At 71.2% G+C, this 19005-nt stretch carries 13 protein-coding genes and 2 tRNA genes; 14 read left to right on the top strand and 1 reads right to left on the bottom strand.

What is annotated here, in order from left to right; genetic code table 11:
- Nucleotides 1-406: 406 nt before the first annotated feature.
- From dnaA to ACIBH3_RS23675, 13 genes are all read left to right on the top strand, one after another.
- Nucleotides 407-2404 carry a chromosomal replication initiator protein DnaA gene (gene dnaA / locus ACIBH3_RS23735; protein WP_396314058.1) on the top strand — a complete coding sequence of 666 codons (1998 nt, stop codon included), beginning with the start codon at nt 407-409 and terminating at the stop codon, nt 2402-2404.
- Between the two features lie 984 nt (nt 2405-3388).
- A complete protein-coding gene (gene dnaN, locus ACIBH3_RS23730; RefSeq protein WP_396314057.1) occupies nt 3389-4519 on the top strand; it encodes a DNA polymerase III subunit beta in 1131 nt (376 codons plus the stop codon).
- 302 nt (nt 4520-4821) lie between these two features.
- A complete protein-coding gene (gene gnd / locus ACIBH3_RS23725; RefSeq protein WP_396314056.1) occupies nt 4822-5697 on the top strand; it encodes a phosphogluconate dehydrogenase (NAD(+)-dependent, decarboxylating) in 876 nt (291 codons plus the stop codon).
- A 40-nt stretch (nt 5698-5737) separates the two neighbouring features.
- A complete protein-coding gene (gene recF, locus ACIBH3_RS23720) occupies nt 5738-6871 on the top strand; it encodes a DNA replication/repair protein RecF (protein WP_396314055.1) in 1134 nt (377 codons plus the stop codon).
- Nucleotides 6872-6989: 118 nt separating this feature from the next.
- Nucleotides 6990-7529, top strand: a complete 540-nt coding sequence (locus ACIBH3_RS23715; protein WP_396314054.1) for a DUF721 domain-containing protein — start codon at nt 6990-6992, stop codon at nt 7527-7529.
- Nucleotides 7530-7786: 257 nt separating this feature from the next.
- Complete coding sequence (gyrB, locus tag ACIBH3_RS23710) at nt 7787-9811, top strand: DNA topoisomerase (ATP-hydrolyzing) subunit B (RefSeq protein WP_396314053.1); 2025 nt, start codon at nt 7787-7789, stop codon at nt 9809-9811.
- 56 nt (nt 9812-9867) lie between these two features.
- On the top strand, nt 9868-12501 hold the full coding sequence (gyrA, locus tag ACIBH3_RS23705) for a DNA gyrase subunit A (RefSeq protein ID WP_396314052.1): 2634 nt from the start codon (nt 9868-9870) through the stop codon (nt 12499-12501).
- Between the two features lie 149 nt (nt 12502-12650).
- Nucleotides 12651-13409, top strand: a complete 759-nt coding sequence (locus tag ACIBH3_RS23700; protein WP_396314051.1) for a DUF3566 domain-containing protein — start codon at nt 12651-12653, stop codon at nt 13407-13409.
- A gap of 309 nt (nt 13410-13718) precedes the next feature.
- Nucleotides 13719-15170, top strand: a complete 1452-nt coding sequence (locus ACIBH3_RS23695; protein ID WP_396314050.1) for a class I SAM-dependent methyltransferase — start codon at nt 13719-13721, stop codon at nt 15168-15170.
- Between the two features lie 16 nt (nt 15171-15186).
- Nucleotides 15187-15260 (top strand) — tRNA-Ile (locus ACIBH3_RS23690).
- Between the two features lie 324 nt (nt 15261-15584).
- Entirely contained in the window at nt 15585-16400 is an 816-nt protein-coding gene (locus tag ACIBH3_RS23685) for a hypothetical protein (protein WP_396314049.1), read from the top strand.
- A 391-nt stretch (nt 16401-16791) separates the two neighbouring features.
- Complete coding sequence (locus ACIBH3_RS23680) at nt 16792-16923, top strand: DLW-39 family protein (protein ID WP_211785814.1); 132 nt, start codon at nt 16792-16794, stop codon at nt 16921-16923.
- Nucleotides 16924-17101: 178 nt separating this feature from the next.
- Nucleotides 17102-17174, top strand: a tRNA-Ala gene (locus ACIBH3_RS23675).
- Nucleotides 17175-17293: 119 nt separating this feature from the next.
- On the opposite strand, the gene ACIBH3_RS23670 is transcribed toward ACIBH3_RS23675, so the two are convergent.
- Nucleotides 17294-18193: a DUF5324 family protein gene (locus tag ACIBH3_RS23670; protein ID WP_396314048.1), complete on the bottom strand. Its 900-nt coding sequence runs from the start codon at nt 18191-18193 to the stop codon at nt 17294-17296.
- Between the two features lie 252 nt (nt 18194-18445).
- Here ACIBH3_RS23670 and ACIBH3_RS23665 point away from each other — a divergent pair, with 252 nt between their 5' ends.
- Nucleotides 18446-18970 (top strand): peptidylprolyl isomerase, encoded by a 525-nt coding sequence (locus ACIBH3_RS23665; protein ID WP_396314047.1) that lies wholly within the window; start codon nt 18446-18448, stop codon nt 18968-18970.
- The last annotated feature ends 35 nt before the right edge of the window (nt 18971-19005 follow it).

The following is a 19005-nucleotide window of genomic DNA, read 5'->3' as shown; positions in this document are numbered from 1 at the left end:
TGGGAAATCCGGCCCGTCTCCCCAGGTCTGCTGGGGTTTGAGGCAATCCACGGCGCCCGTGCTGCGCGCCTTATGTGAAGCGGGGAGGACCCGCGGACATGCGGCAGCGGCCATCGACAACTCGACCACGTTACGGTACGCGGGATCGTACGCAAGGGTCAAACCGGGTGCTGACGCGGGCCACCGGCCCGGCCTGTTCACCCACAGCCTGTGGACAACGACTTGAATCACGTCTGCGCGCTGACTACCGTTGCAGGACTTGTCTGGTTTGTTCTGCCAGCTCTTCCACCCCGGTCCCAGTCCCCCCGATCCGTTCCCCGATTCCCGGTCGCGATCACCGTCGGCCCACAGTCTCTAGACCCACCACCCCTGCTGGAGCCGCGGGGAACCGAGAAAGCGTGCACCAGTGGCTGAAGTCAACAGCGATCTCGTTCCCGTCTGGGCGAGGGTCGTCGAGCGGCTGGTCAACGACCCTGGTGTCGGGGACAAGGACAAGCAGTGGGTGCGGCGCACCCAGCCGATGTGGATGATGCACGACACGGCTCTGCTCGCCGCACCGAACGAGTTCGCCAAGCAGGTGCTGGAGGGCCGGCTGCTGCCGCAGCTGAGCGAGGCGCTGAGCCGTGAGTTCGGCCGCCCGGTGCGGATCGCCGTCATGGTCGACGCCAACGCCGTGCCGCCCAACGCCGCTCCCGGCCCCGCTGCCGGGCAGGCGCCCGCCGAGGCCCCGGCGGCCGAGAGCGCAGGGGAGTGGCCCGAGCAGCAGCCCTACCGCGAGGAGCCGGACTACCGCTCGGCCCGGCCCGAGGCCTACCCCGCCCCCACCGGCGACTACGGCCACGGCTACGACCGCCAGTACGACCAGGGCTACGAGCGCGGCCGCTACGACACCGCGGGCTACGAGCAGCGCCCGGCGCCGTACGGCGGGGGCCGGCCGTGGGAGGGCGGCGAGCAGCCCGGCGGCTGGGACTCCCCGGCCGGCTACCAGGACGACTCCCGGCGCGGCGGCGAGCCCGAGGCCGACGAGCGCCCCGGCGGCCCGGCGCCGCGCGAGACCCCGCCCGCGGCGGGACACAACCAGTCCGGCCACAACCAGTCCGGCCAGGGCGACCTCTTCGGGGGCGCGTACGCGCCGCCGCCCGGTGGGCAGCACCGCCCGGGCGCCGGTCCGCGCCGCCAGCTCGCTCCGGGCGGCCGCCCCGACGCGCCCTCCTCCCAGCTTCCGGACACCCGTCCGCGCTCCGCGCCCGCCGTCCGCCCCCCGGCCCAGCCCCCCGAGCGCACCGGTGCGCTGGCCGAGCGCACGCCCAGCCCCGGTGTGCCGGCCCCGCCCGGCGCTCCCCCGGCGGGCGGCTCGCGCAAGGACGAGCCGGCCGCCCGGCTCAACCCCAAGTACCTGTTCGACACCTTCGTGATCGGCGCCAGCAACCGCTTCGCCCACGCGGCCGCCGTGGCCGTGGCCGAGGCGCCCGCCAAGGCCTACAACCCGCTGTTCATCTACGGGGAGTCCGGGCTCGGCAAGACCCACCTGCTGCACGCCATCGGCCACTACTCGCGCAGCCTCTTCCCGGGCACCCGGGTGCGGTACGTGTCCTCGGAGGAGTTCACCAACGAGTTCATCAACTCGATCCGGGACGGCAAGGCGGACGCGTTCCGCAAGCGCTACCGGGACATGGACATCCTGCTGGTGGACGACGTGCAGTTCCTTGCGAGCAAGGAGTCCACGCAGGAGGAGTTCTTCCACACCTTCAACACCCTGCACAACGCCAACAAGCAGATCGTGCTCTCCTCGGACCGGCCGCCCAAGCAGCTGATCACCCTGGAGGACCGGCTCCGCAACCGCTTCGAGTGGGGGCTGATCACCGACGTCACCCCGCCGGAGCTGGAGACCCGGATCGCGATCCTGCGCAAGAAGGCGATCCAGGAGCAACTGAACGCTCCCGCCGACGTGTTGGAGTTCATCGCGTCCCGGATCACCCGCAACATCCGGGAGCTGGAGGGCGCGCTGATCCGCGTCACCGCCTTCGCCAACCTCAACCGGGCGCCGGTGGACCTGGAGCTCGCCGGGATCGTCCTGAAGGACCTGATCCCCGGCGGCGACGAGGACGCCGGCCCGGAGATCACGGCGCAGGTCATCATGCAGCAGACCGCCGCGTACTTCGGCCTGGGTGTGGACGATCTCTGCGGTTCCTCGCGCAGCCGGGTGCTGGTGACGGCCCGCCAGATCGCGATGTACCTCTGCCGGGAGCTCACCGACCTCTCGCTGCCGAAGATCGGCGCGCAGTTCGGCGGCCGTGACCACACCACGGTGATGCACGCGGACCGCAAGATCCGCTCGCTGATGGCCGAGCGGCGCTCCATCTACAACCAGGTCACCGAGCTGACCAACCGCATCAAGAGCTAGGCGGCGCGGCCAGTCACACGGCCCGCGCCGCGGCGCGGCGCTCCCGGGTGCGGGAGTACCGCACGGCCCTGTGGAAGGGGCGTCAGGACCTCCGTCCTGACGCCCCTTCGGCGTATCCGGGAGGTGTCAGGGCGGCGGTGGCTGGGCAGGATCCCCACAGTGGACGGGCCGACAGGCCGGCGTCCGTGCCGAACATCTGACCATCGATTCGAACAGGTCAGGCGCGTGGAGCCGTCATCCACAGGATCGGGTGCCCTCTCCCCGTCCACAGGCCAGCGGGCCGTGAGTTATCCAGAATTCGTCCACAGGGCCCGCGCGGCTACGCTCTTCAGCGCAGGTCAGGTGCCTGTGTACTTGTGCACAACCGTTATCCACAGGCTGTGGACAGCTGGCGGCCCGTCAGGGGGCCATCCGGGTTGTCCACCGCTTGTCCCCAGGCGACGGCCGGTTATCCCCAGGTTCTCCACAGCTGCGTCCACAGTTCGACAACGTTGCGGCAGCGTTCATGCCCAGGTGTGAAAGGCGTCACGTGATGTTGACCGAGGCCCGTGGATAACCGGTCCATGATCTGGGGACGGGCCTGGGGATAACCTGTGGATACTCACGGTGCCCTGTGGGTAACGCTCCGCTGTCCACAGCGGGCCCTGGTTATCCACCGGTGCCGTCCACAGGCGCTGTGGACAAAATCCATGGTCTGACCTGCGGAAACGGGGTTATCCACGGTATCCACAGGCCCTACTACTACCACTACACCTATAGACCCCTGGACTCGGTTAACAGGGGGGTGGGCCGAAATCTGTGGACAACCGGTCTCCGACGCCTGTTCGGGTTGCTGCCGCCCGTCTGCCCCGTCTGTCGGTGGAGTACGTCAGACTGTCCTTCGGCAACTGGATGCGGAGTGGCAGAGCTCGGCGGCCAGGAGCACCAGACGATCAAGACGACCAGAGACTGCGAGCGAGAGCTCGATCCAGGAGGCGGTTACCGGTGAAGTTCCGGGTGGAGCGTGACGTCCTCGCGGAGGCGGTGGCCTGGGCTGCTCGCAGCCTCCCGGCGCGGCCGCCGGTGCCGGTGCTGGCCGGCCTGCTGCTGACCGCGCAGGAGGGCCGGCTGGCCCTCTCCGGGTTCGACTACGAGGTCTCGGCCCGGGTCGAGCTGGAGGCGGACGTCGAGGAGTCCGGCACCGTCCTGGTCTCCGGCCGGCTGCTGAACGACATCTCCCGCAACCTGCCCAACCGGCCGGTGGAGATCTCCACCGACGGCATGCGGGTCAGCGTGGTCTGCGGCAGCTCGCGGTTCACCCTCCCCACCCTGCCGGTGGACGAGTACCCGTCCCTGCCGCAGATGCCGACCGCGACCGGCACGGTCGCCGGCGAGGTCTTCGCCTCCGCCGTCAGCCAGGCGGCCGTGGCCGCCGGCCGTGACGACACCCTGCCGGTGCTCACCGGTGTCCGGGTCGAGATCGAGGGCGACCGGATCACCCTGGCCGCCACCGACCGGTACCGCTTCGCCGTCCGTGAGCTGCTGTGGAAGCCCGAGCAGCCGGACATCTCGGCCGTCGCGCTGGTGCCCGCCAAGACCCTGCTGGACATCGCCAAGTCCCTCGGCAGCGGCGACAACGTCTCCATCGCGCTGGCCTCGGGCGGCGCGGGCGAGGGCCTGATCGGCTTCGAGGGCGCCGGCCGCCGCACCACCACCCGCCTGCTGGAGGGTGAGTTCCCCAAGTTCCGCAGCCTGTTCCCGACGGAGTTCAGCGCGATCGCGGCGATCCAGACCCAGCCGTTCCTGGAGGCGCTCAAGCGCGTCTCACTGGTCGCCGAGCGCAACACCCCGGTCCGGCTCAACTTCGAGCAGGGCGTGCTGACCTTGGAGGCGGGCTCGGGCGACGACGCCCAGGCCACCGAGCGGATCGATGCCGACCTCGAGGGCGACGACATCTCGATCGCCTTCAACCCGGGCTACCTGGAGGAGGGCCTCAAGGCCATCGACTCCGCGTTCGCCCAGCTGAGCTTCACCACCTCCACCAAGCCGGCGCTGCTCAGCGGCAAGCCGGCGGTGGACGCCGAGGCGGACGAGGCCTACCAGTACCTGATCATGCCGGTCCGCCTCTCCGGCTGACCAAGCGGCACCAGCCCGCAGTACACCGCTCTGCCCACAGGCTGTGCACAACCTGTGGACGGCCTCCGCCGGTCAGCCCGACCGGCGGAGGCCGTGCCGCTTCCACCGTCGCCCGCCGCCCCTCGGATCCACCGTGGCCGGCGCCCCGGCAGGCCCGGCCCCGGCCGGTTGTACACAGCCTGTGGGCAAGCGGCTCGCGGACGGCGGCTCGCTCGCCGAAGGCCCCCGGACGGCGGCGTAGGCTCAGGCAGTGCGGCAACGGCGCCGCCGTCAGGCACATCACCACAGGTAAGGACTTGGTCATGGAGCTCGGCCTCATCGGTCTCGGCAAGATGGGCGGCAACATGCGCGAGCGGATCCGCCGCGCCGGCCACACCGTCATCGGCTACGACCGCAACCCGGACATCTCCGACGTCGAGAGCCTCCCGGAGCTCGTCAGCAAGCTCCAGGGCCCGCGCGTCGTCTGGGTGATGGTCCCCGCCGGCGCCGCCACCCAGGCCACCGTGGACGAGCTGGCCGAGCTGCTCGCCCCCGGCGACGTGGTGGTCGACGGCGGCAACTCCCGCTGGACGGACGACGTCAAGCATGCCGAGGCGCTGGCCGCCAAGGGCATCGGCTTCGTCGACTGCGGCGTCTCCGGCGGCGTCTGGGGCCTGGAGAACGGCTACGCGCTGATGTACGGCGGCAAGGCCGAGGACGTCGCCAAGGTGCAGCCGGTCTTCGACGCGCTCAAGCCCGAGGGCGACTTCGGCTCCGTCCACGCGGGCGCCGTCGGCGCGGGCCACTTCGCCAAGATGGTCCACAACGGCATCGAGTACGCGATGATGCAGGCCTTCGCCGAGGGCTGGGAGCTGCTGGAGGCCGCGCCCGAGGTCACCGACGTGCGCGAGGTCTTCCGCAGCTGGCAGGAGGGCACGGTCATCCGCTCCTGGCTGCTCGACCTGGCCGTCCGCGCGCTGGACGACGACGAGCACCTGGCCAAGCTCAAGGGCTGGGCCGCCGACTCCGGCGAGGGCCGCTGGACGGTCGAGGCCGCCATCGACCACGCGGTGCCGCTGCCCGCGATCACCGCCTCGCTCTTCGCCCGCTTCGCCTCCCGGCAGGAGGACTCCCCGCAGATGAAGATGATCGCCGCACTGCGTAACCAGTTCGGCGGCCACGCGGTCGAGTCCAAGTAACCCCCTCGGACGTCCCAGAAGGCGAGCGCAGTCCACACCCATGCATGTCGCGCATCTGTCGCTCGCCGACTTCCGTTCCTACGCCCGGGCCGAGGTGCCCCTCGACCCGGGCGTGACGGCGTTCGTCGGCCCCAACGGCCAGGGCAAGACCAACCTGGTCGAGGCGATCGGCTACGTCGCCACCCTCGGCAGCCACCGGGTCGCCACCGACGCCCCGCTGATCAGGCTCGGCGCGGAGCGGGCCGTCATCCGCACCTCCATCGTGGCGGGCGGCCGGACCAGCCTCGTCGAGCTGGAGCTCACCGCAGGCAAGGCCAACCGGGCCCGGATCAACCGCTCCGACAACGTCCGCCCGCGTGACGTCCTCGGCCTGCTGCGCACCGTCCTGTTCGCCCCCGAGGACCTCGCCCTGGTCAAGGGCGACCCGGGTGAGCGCCGGCGCTTCCTGGACGAGCTGCTCACCGCCCGCGCCCCCCGGCTGGCCGGTGTCCGGCAGGACTACGAGCGGGTGCTCAAGCAGCGCAACGCCCTGCTCAAGACCGCGGCGATGGCCCGCCGGGCCGGCGGCGGCAAGGGTGCGGACCTCTCCACCCTGGAGGTCTGGGACGGCCACCTGGCCCGGGCCGGCGCCGAACTGACGGCCTTCCGGCTCCAGCTGGTCGCGGCCCTCCAGCCGCTGGTGGCCGAGGCCTACGAGCGCCTCGCCCCGGGCGGCGGCCCGACCGTGCTGGAGTACCGCAGCTCCTTCGAGGGCGAGCGGCCCTCCAGCCGGGAGCAGGCCGAGGAACAGCTGCTCGGCGCCCTCCAGGCGGCCCGCAAGCAGGAGATCGAGCGCGGTCTGACACTGGTCGGCCCGCACCGGGACGAGCTGGTGCTGAAGCTCGGCCCGCTGCCGGCCAAGGGGTACGCGAGCCACGGTGAGTCCTGGTCGTTCGCGCTGGCGCTGAGGCTGGCCTCGTACGAGCTGCTGCGCGCGGACGGCGGTGAGCCGGTGCTGATCCTGGACGACGTCTTCGCCGAGCTGGACGCCAGGCGGCGCGAGCAGCTGGCGGCCCTGGTGGCCGGCGGCGAGCAGGTGCTGGTGACGGCGGCGGTGGCGGAGGACGTGCCCAAGGCGCTGGCCGGAGCGCGCTACTCGGTGGCCGACGGCTCGGTGCAGCGGCTCGACGCGTGACGGGCGGCGGCTCCCGGGGCACCGCGAGGGCCCGGGCGTCCCACGGACCTCGTAAGCTGGACGGCTCACCGGGAGCGCGCGTGGCGCCGGTGTCCACAGCCTGGGGAAGGAGATCGTCGTGAGCGATCCGGCGGAGCAGTCCCCCGGTCTGTCGGCCGCCGAGCCGTCCGGCGTGGATCTGGCCCGGGTGGCGCTGCGGGCCGCCAAGGAGCAGGCGCGCAAGCGCGGCGAGCAGGTGCGGGAGAAGCGCGAGGCGAAGCGGCACGGCCTGCGCAGTGGTGCGCGGGCGGACGGGCGGGATCCGGTGCCGCTGGGGGCCGCGCTGAACCGGCTGATCACCGAGCGCGGCTGGGAGGCGCCGGCGGCGGTGGGCGGCGTGATGGGCCGCTGGCCGCAGATCGTCGGGCCGGACATCGCGGCGCACTGCGAGCCCAAGCACTACGAGGAGGCCACGGCCGTGCTGACGGTGCAGTGCGACTCCACCGCCTGGGCGACCCAGCTGCGCTGGCTGGCCCGCCAGCTGGTGGCCCGGCTCAACCACGAGCTGGGGCACGGCACGGTGAAGGTGATCAAGGTGCTGGGCCCGGCGGCACCGGTCCGCGGCTACGGCCGGCTGCGCGCGCCCGGCAGCAAGGGGCCCGGCGACACCTGGGGGTGAGCCGGGCCGGCGGGCCGGCATCGGACGCGGACCTTCCGGAACCGCTGACGGCCCTTTTGCGGGCTCTGAGCCCCCCGGGCGAGTATCGGGACATGTGCGGAGGGGATTCAGGGCGGTATATCTGCCCTCAGGGGCTGCCAAACGCCCATCTCTGTCAGTCGTACCGGTAGACTGAAAGCCAAACACTGTTGCTAGTAGCAACCGAGTCGAAACGCCGTGGTCGCACGCCTGCCCGTCCCGGGGCGGGGATGCGGCCCGTGCTGTGCCAGAGAGGGCGCTTCGTGGCCGATTCCGGCAACTCCAGCCAGACCCCAGAATCCACCGACCCCGTGACAGGGCAGCCCTACGACGCCAACGCGATCCAGGTGCTGGAGGGCCTCGACGCCGTCCGCAAGCGCCCCGGCATGTACATCGGCTCGACCGGTGAGCGCGGCCTGCACCACCTGGTCCAGGAGGTGGTGGACAACTCCGTCGACGAGGCCATGGCCGGGCACGCCGACACCATCGAGGTCACGATCCTGCTCGACGGTGCGGTGCGGGTGGTGGACAACGGCCGCGGTATCCCGGTCGGCATCGTCCCGGGCCAGGACAAGCCCGCCGTCGAGGTCGTGCTGACCGTCCTGCACGCGGGCGGCAAGTTCGGCGGCGGCGGTTACGCGGTCTCCGGCGGTCTGCACGGCGTCGGCGTCTCGGTGGTCAACGCGCTCTCCACCCGGCTGGCGGTGGAGATCCACACGGGCGGCCACCGCTGGACGCAGGAGTACAAGCAGGGCGTGCCGACCGCGCCGCTGGCACAGCACGAGGCGACCGACCGTACGGGCACCAGCGTCACCTTCTGGGCCGACCCGGAGATCTTCGAGACCACCGTCTACTCGTTCGAGACGCTCTCGCGCCGCTTCCAGGAGATGGCCTTCCTCAACAAGGGCCTGAGCATCTCGCTGACGGACGAGCGCCCGGAGCACGCGGACGAGGACGGCACGCCGCTCTCGGTGACGTACAAGTACGACGGCGGCATCGCCGACTTCGTGGCGCACCTCAACTCCCGCAAGGGCGAGGTCATCCACCCCTCCGTGATCGACTTCGAGTCGGAGGACAAGGACAAGTCGATCTCGGTGGAGATCGCGATGCAGTGGAACACCTCGTACACCGAGGGCGTCTACAGCTTCGCCAACACCATCCACACCCACGGCGGCGGTACCCACGAGGAGGGCTTCCGCGCGGCGCTGACCGGCCTGGTCAACCGCTACGCGCGGGACAAGAAGCTGCTGCGGGAGAAGGACGACAACCTCTCCGGCGAGGACATCCGCGAGGGTCTGACCGCGATCATCTCGGTCAAGCTCGGCGAGCCGCAGTTCGAGGGCCAGACCAAGGACAAGCTCGGCAACACCGAGGCGAAGACCTTCGTCCAGAAGGTGGTGCACGAGCAGCTGAACGACTGGCTGGACCGGCACCCGGTCGAGGCCGGCGACATCATCCGCAAGTCGATCCAGGCCGCCACCGCGCGCGTGGCCGCGCGCAAGGCCCGGGACCTGACCCGCCGCAAGGGGCTGCTGGAGAGCGCCTCGCTGCCGGGCAAGCTGAGCGACTGCCAGTCCAAGGACCCGTCCGAGTGCGAGATCTTCATCGTCGAGGGTGACTCCGCCGGCGGCTCGGCCAAGCAGGGCCGCGACCCGCGCACCCAGGCGATCCTCCCGATCCGCGGCAAGATCCTCAACGTCGAGAAGGCGCGGATCGACAAGGTGCTGCAGAACACCGAGGTCCAGGCGCTGATCTCGGCCTTCGGCTGCGGCATCCAGGAGGACTACGACGAGTCCAAGCTGCGCTATCACAAGATCGTTCTGATGGCGGACGCCGACGTCGACGGGCAGCACATCCGCACCCTGCTGCTCACCCTGCTGTTCCGCTTCATGCGCCCGCTGGTCGAGGCCGGCTACGTCTACCTGGCGATGCCGCCGCTGTACAAGATCAAGTGGGGTCGGGACGACTTCGACTACGTCTACTCGGACCGCGAGAAGGACTCGGTGATCGCAGCCGGCACCGCGGCCGGCCGTCGCCTGCCCAAGGACGACGCCATCCAGCGCTTCAAGGGTCTCGGCGAGATGAACGCCGAGGAGCTCCGGATCACCACCATGGACCAGGCGCACCGCCTGCTCCAGCGGATCACCCTGGAGGACGCGGCCCGTGCCGACGACCTGTTCTCGGTCCTGATGGGCGAGGACGTCGAGGCCCGGCGCTCCTTCATCCAGCGCAACGCCAAGGACGTCCGCTTCCTGGACGTGTGACGGGCCCCGCGCCCGCTCCTACGTACCAGTCACGCGTGAAAGGAAACTGACCACCAGTGGTCGACGACAACCGTCCCGACGGCGAGCAGCCGGACAGCACCACCGCCACCGACGTCTTCGTGTCCCGGGTCGAGCCGATCGAGCTCGAGACCGAGATGCAGCGCTCCTACCTCGACTACGCGATGAGCGTGATCGTCAGCCGCGCGCTGCCCGAGGTCCGTGACGGCCTCAAGCCGGTGCACCGCCGCGTCCTGTACGCGATGTACGACGGCGGGTACCGGCCCGAGAAGGGCTACTACAAGTGCGCCCGCGTCGTCGGCGATGTGATGGGCAACTACCACCCGCACGGTGACACCTCGATCTACGACACCGTGGTCCGCCTGGCCCAGCCGTGGTCGCTGCGGATGCCGCTGGTGGACGGCAACGGCAACTTCGGTTCCCCGGGCAACGACCCGGCGGCGGCCATGCGCTACACCGAGTGCAAGATGATGCCGCTGGCCATGGAGATGATGCGCGACATCGACGAGGAGACCGTCGACTTCGCCGCCAACTACGACGGCCGCTCGCAGGAGCCGACCGTCCTGCCCTCGCGCATCCCCAACCTGCTGATCAACGGCGCCACCGGCATCGCGGTCGGCATGGCCACCAACATCCCGCCGCACAACCTGCGCGAGGTCGCCTCCGGCGCGCTCTGGGCGCTGGAGCACCCCGAGGCCTCCAACGAGGAGCTGCTGGAGGCCCTGATCGAGCGGATCAAGGCCCCGGACTTCCCGACCGGCGCGCTGATCGTCGGTCGCCGCGGGATCGAGGACGCGTACCGCACCGGGCGCGGCTCGATCACCATGCGCGCGGTGGTGGAGGTCGAGGAGATCCAGGGCCGCCAGTGCCTGGTGATCACCGAGCTGCCCTACCAGGTCAACCCGGACAACCTCGCGCTGAAGATCGCCGACCTGGTCAAGGACGGAAAGGTCGCCGGCATCGCCGACGTCCGCGACGAGTCCTCCTCGCGCACCGGCCAGCGCCTGGTGATCGTGCTCAAGCGCGACGCCGTCGCCAAGGTCGTGCTGAACAACCTCTACAAGCACACCGACCTGCAGACCAACTTCGGCGCCAACATGCTGGCCCTGGTCGACGGCGTGCCGCGCACGCTCTCGCTGGACGCCTTCATCCGGCACTGGGTCAACCACCAGGTCGAGGTCATCGTTCGCCGGACGACCTTCCGCCTGCGTAAGGCCGAGGAGCGGGCGCACATCCTGCGCGCGCTGCTCAAGGCGCTCGACCTGATCGACGAGGTCATCGCGCTGATCCGGGCCTCCGAGAGCGCGGACGCCGCCCGCACCGGCCTGATGGGCCTGCTCACCATCGACGAGCTCCAGGCCAACGCGATCCTGGAGATGCAGCTGCGCCGCCTGGCCGCCCTGGAGCGGCAGCGGATCACCGACGAGCACGACGAGCTGCAGCGCAAGATCGACGAGTACAACGCGATCCTCGCCTCCCCGTCGCGCCAGCGCGAGATCATCTCCGAGGAGCTGACCGCGATCGTCGAGAAGTACGGCGACGAGCGGCGCTCCACCCTGATCCCCTCCGACGGCGACCTCTCCATCGAGGACCTCATCGCCGAGGAGGACATCGTCGTCACCATCACCCGTGGCGGCTATGTCAAGCGCACCCGCTCCGACCTCTACCGCTCGCAGAAGCGCGGCGGCAAGGGCGTACGCGGCGCGCAGCTGAAGCAGGACGACATCGTCGACCACTTCTTCGTGACGACGACCCACAACTGGATCCTCTTCTTCACCAACAAGGGCCGGGTCTACCGTGCCAAGGGCTACGAGCTGCCCGACGCCGGGCGCGACGCCCGCGGCCAGCACGTGGCCAACCTGCTGGCCTTCCAGCCGGAGGAGCACATCACCCAGGTGATGGCGGTGCGCACGTACGAGGACAAGCCGTACCTCGTCCTGGCCACCCGGGCCGGTCTGGTCAAGAAGACCCCGCTGAAGGACTACGACTCCCCGCGCTCCGGCGGTCTGATCGCGATCAACCTGCGGACGGACGAGACCGGCCGCGACGACGAGCTGATCGGCGCCGAGCTGGTCTCCGCCGAGGACGACCTGCTGCTGGTCTCGCGCAAGGCGCAGTCGATCCGCTTCACAGCCACCGACGAGGCGCTGCGCCCGATGAGCCGGGCCACTTCCGGGGTGAAGGGCATGTCGTTCCGCGAGGACGACGAGCTGCTGTCGATGAACGTGGTCCGGCCGGGGACGTTCGTGTTCACCGCGACGGACGGCGGCTACGCCAAGCGCACCGGCGTCGACGAGTACCGTGTTCAGGGCCGCGGCGGTTACGGCACCAAGGCGGCGAAGATCGTCGAGGGCCGGGGCTCGCTGGTCGGGGCGCTGGTGGTCGACTCCACCGACGAGATCATGGCGATCACGCTGGGCGGCGGTGTGATCAGGACCAGGGTTTCGGAGGTTCGTGAAACCGGACGTGACACCATGGGCGTCCAACTGATCAACCTCGGAAAGCGCGACGCGGTGGTGGGCATGGCCCGCAACGCGGAGGCGGAGGACGAGGATCTGGTGGAGGACGACGAGGCCGGCACGGCCGAGTCCGGCGCCGCCGCGGATGCTGTTGAAGCTGTTGGGACCGCCGAGGGCACGCAGACGGCGGGCGGCGAGGACGCCCAGGCCTGATCGGGTGCCTTCCGGAGGCCGGTACCACCGCACCCCGCGTGCGGCGGTACCGGCCGCCGACCAGTACCGGGCAATCCCGCCGGGCGCTGGATGACGAGTGATGAACCAGGGCGGCGACCGGCCGCCCCGGTGGGAGTGCGGAGGACCAGGTGAGTGGAGCCACGGGTGCTGCGGGAGGGGCCGCCGGCGGCCGTCCGGGCGCAGCGCAGGGCGGCATGCCGTACAGCGGTGTCCCGCAGCCGCCGGCCGAGCACCCGGCTGCGTCCACCTCGATGATGCCACCGGTCGGCACGACCGGGCAGCAGGCGGCGGCGGGCGGCGGCGCGGGCTACGGTGCGCCGCAGCCACCGAGCGTGCCTCCGGCGGGCGGTAACGGGTTCTCGCAGCCCACCACGTACGCCAAGGGCCAGCCGACGCCGGCGCGCGGGACGCGAGTGCCCGCCGGAGCCGCGGGCGCCCCGAGCGGTGCCCCCGCCCCGGCGGCCGGCGCCACACGGCGGCCCGGGCCCGTCACCGGTGGCGGCGGCGGTCTGGGCCGTACCCGCAAGGCGCGGCTGCGGGTCACCAAGGCCGACCCCTGGTCGGTGATGAAGGTCAGCTTCCTGCTGTCGCTCGCCGTCGGTGTGATCGTCATCGTCGCGGCGGCCGTGCTCTGGATGACGCTGGACTCGCTGGGCGTCTTCGACTCGCTGACCAAGACCCTCAAGGACGTCACCGGCTCGGACACCAGCGGTGGCCTGAACCTGATGGACTACGTGGGCTTCGGCAAGGTGATGACCTTCACCACGCTGATCGCCGTGGTCGACGTCGTCCTGCTGACGGCGCTCTCCACCCTGTCGGCGTTCATCTACAACGCGGCGGCCGGATTCACCGGCGGCATCGAGCTGACCCTCGCCGAGGAGGACTGATCGGCTGAGGTCCGATCGGCCGAGCACCGATCGGCCGGTACTCCTCGGACGAGGACCGATCGCCGGCGCCCCGCCAACGGGTGCTGACGAGCCGTCACCGCGGTGGAATGAGCGGGCCCCGAAGGCTGTTGCAGCCTTCGGGGCCCGCTGACATTCGGGTGACAGCCGTCGTCCCCGGCGTGCCGTCAGGTTGGGCGGCGGGCGCCGTGGGATTAGCTGGACGCGCTGTGCTCCGAGCCTTGCGGGACTCCCCCCGGCCGCTCGGCCGGGGCCGGTACGGCGGCGGTTACGGCTGGACGGAGGCGTGCCATGGCTGAGCTCGCAGGGGACATGGTCAAAGCGCTGGAGGGCCTGCTGGGGGTTGCGCTCCCGCTGCGCGTCCGGGCTTGGGACGGCAGCGTCGCCGGGCCGCCCGGAGCGCCCACCCTGGTCCTGCGCAACCGCCGTGCCGTCCGCCGCCTGCTCTGGCAGCCCAACGAGCTCGGGCTGGCCAGGGCCTACGTCTGCGGCGACCTCGAACTCGCTCCCGACGCCGACCTCTACGAGGTGCTGGCGGCCGCCGCGCACTTCGCCGAGCTGCCGCAGATCCGCCGCCTCGACCTCGGCCTGCGGGAGGTCACCGGGCCGGGCGGTCGCCGGCTGTTGCGCACCCTGCTGCGGGCCGGTGTGCTGGGGCCGCAGCCGAGCGCCCCGCGCGAGGAGGCCAGGGCCGTGAAGGGCCGGCTGCACAGCCGCAGCCGGGACCGTGCCGCGATCAGCCACCACTACGACGTCGGCAACGACTTCTACGCTCTCGTGCTGGGCTCCTCGATGGTCTACTCGTGCGCCTACTGGACGCCGGCCGCCAAGAGCCTGGAGGACGCCCAGGAGGCCAAGCTCGACCTGATCTGCCGCAAGCTGGGCCTGCGCCCGGGGTTGCGCCTGCTGGACGTCGGCTGCGGCTGGGGCTCCCTGCTGCTGCACGCCGCGCGGCACTACGGTGTCGAGGCCGTCGGGGTGTCGATCTCGGCCGAGCAGGTGGCGCTGGCCCGCCGGCGGATCAGCGAGGCCGGGCTGTCCGGCCGGGTGGAGGTCCGCCTCCAGGACTACCGGGAGATCCCGGACGGCCCGTTCGACGCGATCTCCAGCGTGGGGATGGCCGAACACGTCGGCTCCGCGCAGTACCTGCTGTACGCCGAGAGCCTGTACGGCCTGCTGACGCCGGGCGGGCGGCTGCTCAACCACCAGATCGCCCGCCGCCCCACCCGCCCGGGGGAGCCGTACGAGGCCAGTCCCTTCATTCGCAGGTACGTCTTCCCGGATGGTGAGCTGTCGCCGGTGGGCTCGACGGTCGCGCTGCTGGAGGAGGCCGGCTTCGAGGTGCGGGACGTCGAGTCGCTGCGGGAGCACTACGGGCTGACCCTGCGCGAGTGGGTGGCCAACCTGGAGGCGCACTGGCAGGAGGCAGTCCGGCTGGTCGGCCGCGGCCGGGCCCGGGTCTGGCGGCTGTACATGGCGGCGTCCGCGCTGGCCTTCGAGGAGAACCGGATCGGGGTCAACCAGGTCCTGGCCGTCCGCACCCGCGAGGACGGCGCCGCCGCGCTGCCGGCCACCCGCGAGCAGTGGCTGGCCCCCGCGCACCGCCCTGAGCTGCGGCGGGCCGACCGGACCTCGTCCACCACCCCGGCCACCCCCTGGTCCGACACCCCCGACGCCGCCCGGACATCCGCTCCCGGGAGGGCCGGCGATACGGATTTGGGAGATCGGCCATCGGTCCGCTAATCTTTCAGTGCGGCAAGGGCCTATAGCTCAGACGGTTAGAGCGCTTCCCTGATAAGGAAGAGGCCACAGGTTCAAGTCCTGTTAGGCCCACCGACGCGGAAGGCCCGGAGTGATCTCACTCCGGGCCTTGCGCCATGTCCGGCCGAATTCGGCCGAGGGCCGGCCGCGCGGGGTGAAGGATCTCCGCGCTGGGCCGTGACCTGCGTCTCGCCGGCTCGTTCTACCGGTTGCGCAGAGGCACATGGGGTGGGACGACTCGAAACCGTTGTGAAGTTGGGGATAGCCGGGCGTCAGAACCGGTCATTGGATCCGTAGGACGTAACGCGACCTCTGCTCCTGCTGGCGGATGCTCCGGCCCCGCCCGCCCTGGGTGATCGGGCGGTTCACACTTCACTTCGAGCGTGGAGGACGTCCATGTCCATGGAAGCCGCCCTGTTGGAGTCGCGCACGCTGCGCGGCAGTCTGAGCACGCGAATCGACGTGCTCGACAAGGTCAAGATCCTCATGCTGCTCCCCGACGGGGTGCACGTGACCACCCGGATGGTCGCCGACTACTTCGAGGTCGGTGAGGACATCGTCAGGCAGCTGGTGGTCCGGCACCGCGCGGAGCTGTCGGAGAGCGGGGTGGTCGTCCTGCGAGGCGCTGACCTGCGGAGTTTCGAGAGTGACAACATGTCACTCTCAATCGGGAGTTATCCACAGGCCCGTCGGAGCCTGACCGTGTACCCCAGGCGGGCGGTGCTCAACATCGCGATGCTGCTGCGGGACAGCGAGGTCGCCCGGCGGGTGCGCGGTCATCTGCTGGACGTCGCGGAGGCCGCCCGGCGATCCGGGCCCTCCACCTGGGCCGGCGAGGAGGAGCCCCGGACGGTGATGCGCCCGCGCAGGCGGCGTCACGAGCTGCACTGGGACGAGTACGAGGCGCTGCGGCGCGATCCCGAGGGTGAGGCCTGGCGGCGGAAGATCGACGGGCTGGAGCCGTTCGATCCGCCCTCCCGGCTCTCGGCGTCCGGGCCGTCGGCATCCGGGCCGTCGGGGCGGGAGAGCGACCGGGTGCCGGCGGAGGAGCGGTTCGGCCGGATCGAGAGCCGGCTCGACGCGCACGGCGCCGTGATCATGGCGATGGGCGAGCGCCTCTGCCAGTACGGGGAGGACCTGCGGGCGGTGCGCGGTGACATCCGGATGATCCGGCGCGACATCGCCGAGCTGCGGCGCGCCCGGCGGCGCTGACCGCCGCTCCCGCCGTGGGGCCGTACGGCCCGGGGTCACGCCCCGAGCCGTGCGGTCCTGGGCAGCCGGCGGGGCGGCAGGTGGCTCCGCCGTGGTGCGCGGGTGCCCGCCCGGTGCCGCTCCTGTGCCGGTCCGGCGCCCGTTCGGGCCCCGTCGGGGCCGGGCCGACCGTACGACAGGAGGCATGGCGTCAATCCTCCGGCCGGACCGGCCGGTTGGACCCGGTGGCGGCTGGTCACGATTGGGACACCGGTGTGTATCATCGGCCGCAAGGCGGTCTGCCACCCCGGTCGCCTGTTCGTGCTCGAAACACTCATGGACTCGCCGGTTCGGCCAAATCCGGCCGGAGCGCGCTGTTGAGTCCGCTACGCAAGAAGGACGAGGTCCCGCGGTGAAGAAGCTTCTCCTGGTCGCCCTGGTCGCCCTCGGCGGCTTCTTTGTCTACCGTCAGGTCCAGGCGGACCGCGCCGAGCAGGACCTGTGGACCGAGGCCACCGACCCGGTCCCGGCCGGCGCCCGCTGACGTCACTGACGATCTTCGGGAGCCCCGTGCGGGGCTCCCAGGGGCGGGTCGGCTCAGCCCTCCGGCTGGGCCGGCCTCGCCTGCTCGGTGCTGCGGCCCGAGGTCCGGGGGAATCCCGCGTGGGATTCGCGCGCGGACCCGGTACGCTAGTGCCTGGCGGTGCGCACAGCGCCGTCCCGGGGCTTTAGCTCAGTTGGTAGAGCGCTGCCTTTGCAAGGCAGATGTCAGGAGTTCGAGTCTCCTAAGCTCCACAGCGTTCGGCACGAAACCGGCCGCTGACCTGGGATCAGGTCAGCGGCCGAGGTGTTTTCCGGGCCGGTGGGGCCGGTCGAGGCGCCGGTGCCGCAGATCGCGCGTCCCGGCCGCCCGCTCAGTGCGGCTTGCGCGGGTCGTGCGGCTTGGGCCGCTCGTCGTGCGGGGCCGGCTGGTCGGGCGTGGCGCCGGGGGAGGGCCGGTCCGACCCGGAGGCCGTGCCGCCGCCCGTGGCCGCCGTGTCGGGGCCGGAGTGCTCGGCGCCCGCGGAGCCGTTGAGCGGGGTGCTCGCCTCGCTGCCCGCCACGTGCGAACCGCCGGGCCGCTGCGCGCCGCCTTCCTGCGAGCCCTGCTGCTGGTGTCCGGGTGCGGTCGGGGGTTCGACCAGCCACTCGGGACTGCTCTGGCGCCGCCACCACTGCCAGGCCAGCACGCCGCCGCCGATCGCGATGGTGCCGGCCACGGCGAGGCCGGTGGCCCAGCCGTTGCGTTGCTCCTTCTTGATGTTCTTGGCGGCGATCTCGCTGATCTCCGCGGCGCTGACGTGGCCCTGGAGGGCGGTGAGCGCGGCGGCGCCGCGGATCTGGGCCTCCTGGGCGGCCGGCACGATCACGGCGCGGGTCTCCTCGACCACCTGTACGACCCTGGGGGTGACCGTGGAGCGCGCCTGGTCGGCCGCGCGGGTGGCGGAGATCTTGGCGGCCAGAGCGGCCTCCTGAGCCCGGTGGATGGCCTTGAGGGTGCTCTGCTGGGCCTCCGGCGGGAGGCTGGCGAAGGCATGGCCCAGCTGCGGGGCGACATGCTTGTCGTACCGGACGCGGGCGGCGATGGCGGCCTGGGCGGCACTGTTCCTCGCCTGGCCGGGGGCGGCGGCGACCTTTGGGCCGAGGGCCTCCAGGGTGGGGCCCAGACGCTGCTTGGCCTCGTCCGCGAGCTGAAGCGCGGTGTCCTTGGCGGTGGCGGCATAGGGCGCGAGGGTGTCCCGGGTCTTGCCGGCCGTCTCACGAGCTGAGTCCATACGGATCACGAGTCTGCTCTCCTCCTCGGGTGGCGTCCTGTATGCACATTTCCACCTGATTGCTGATCATGCATCCTGATCTGCTCACCGGCGCGCCGGAATGGGCCGTACGCGGGGCGGTGTGAGGGGCTGCGCACGGACCGTGAGCGCGGTGGGCCCCCGCGGCCGACGGCGCTGCGGCAGGACATGGGATGCTTCGTCCTGTCAGCAAGGTACGAAGACGCGTAGAAGACGTGCAGAGGAAGGCATCCCGTGGCCGCGAAGCTCACCGCCACCCTGAAGACCAGCCACGGGGACATCGTGGTCGAGCTCTTCCCGAACCACGCACCGAAGACGGTCGCCAACTTCGTCGGGCTCGCAGAGGGCACCCGTGAGTGGACCCACCCGGCCACCGGCGAGGTCTCCGCGGACAAGCTGTACGACGGGACGCTCTTCCACCGCGTGATCGGCGACTTCATGATCCAGGGCGGGGACCCGCTCGGCCAGGGCACCGGCGGCCCGGGCTACAAGTTCCCCGACGAGTTCCACCCGGACCTGGCGTTCACCAAGCCGTTCCTGCTGGCGATGGCCAACTCGGGCCCGGGCACCAACGGCTCGCAGTTCTTCGTCACGGTCGCCCGGACCCCCTGGCTGACCAGGAAGCACACCATCTTCGGCGAGGTCGTCGACCCCGCGAGCCGGGCCGTGGTGGAGAAGATCTCCAAGCTCCCGACGACCGCGGAGGCCCGGCCCTTCGAGGACGTCGTGATCAGGTCCGTGGAGATCGGCCGCAGCTGACCCGGCCCCGCAGTAGCCTGGCGATCCCGGTGGTA

This window comes from Kitasatospora sp. NPDC050543 (assembly GCF_044457565.1).
Taxonomy (GTDB): Bacteria; Actinomycetota; Actinomycetes; order Streptomycetales; family Streptomycetaceae; genus Kitasatospora.
This window is presented reverse-complemented; position numbering and strand designations above follow the sequence as displayed.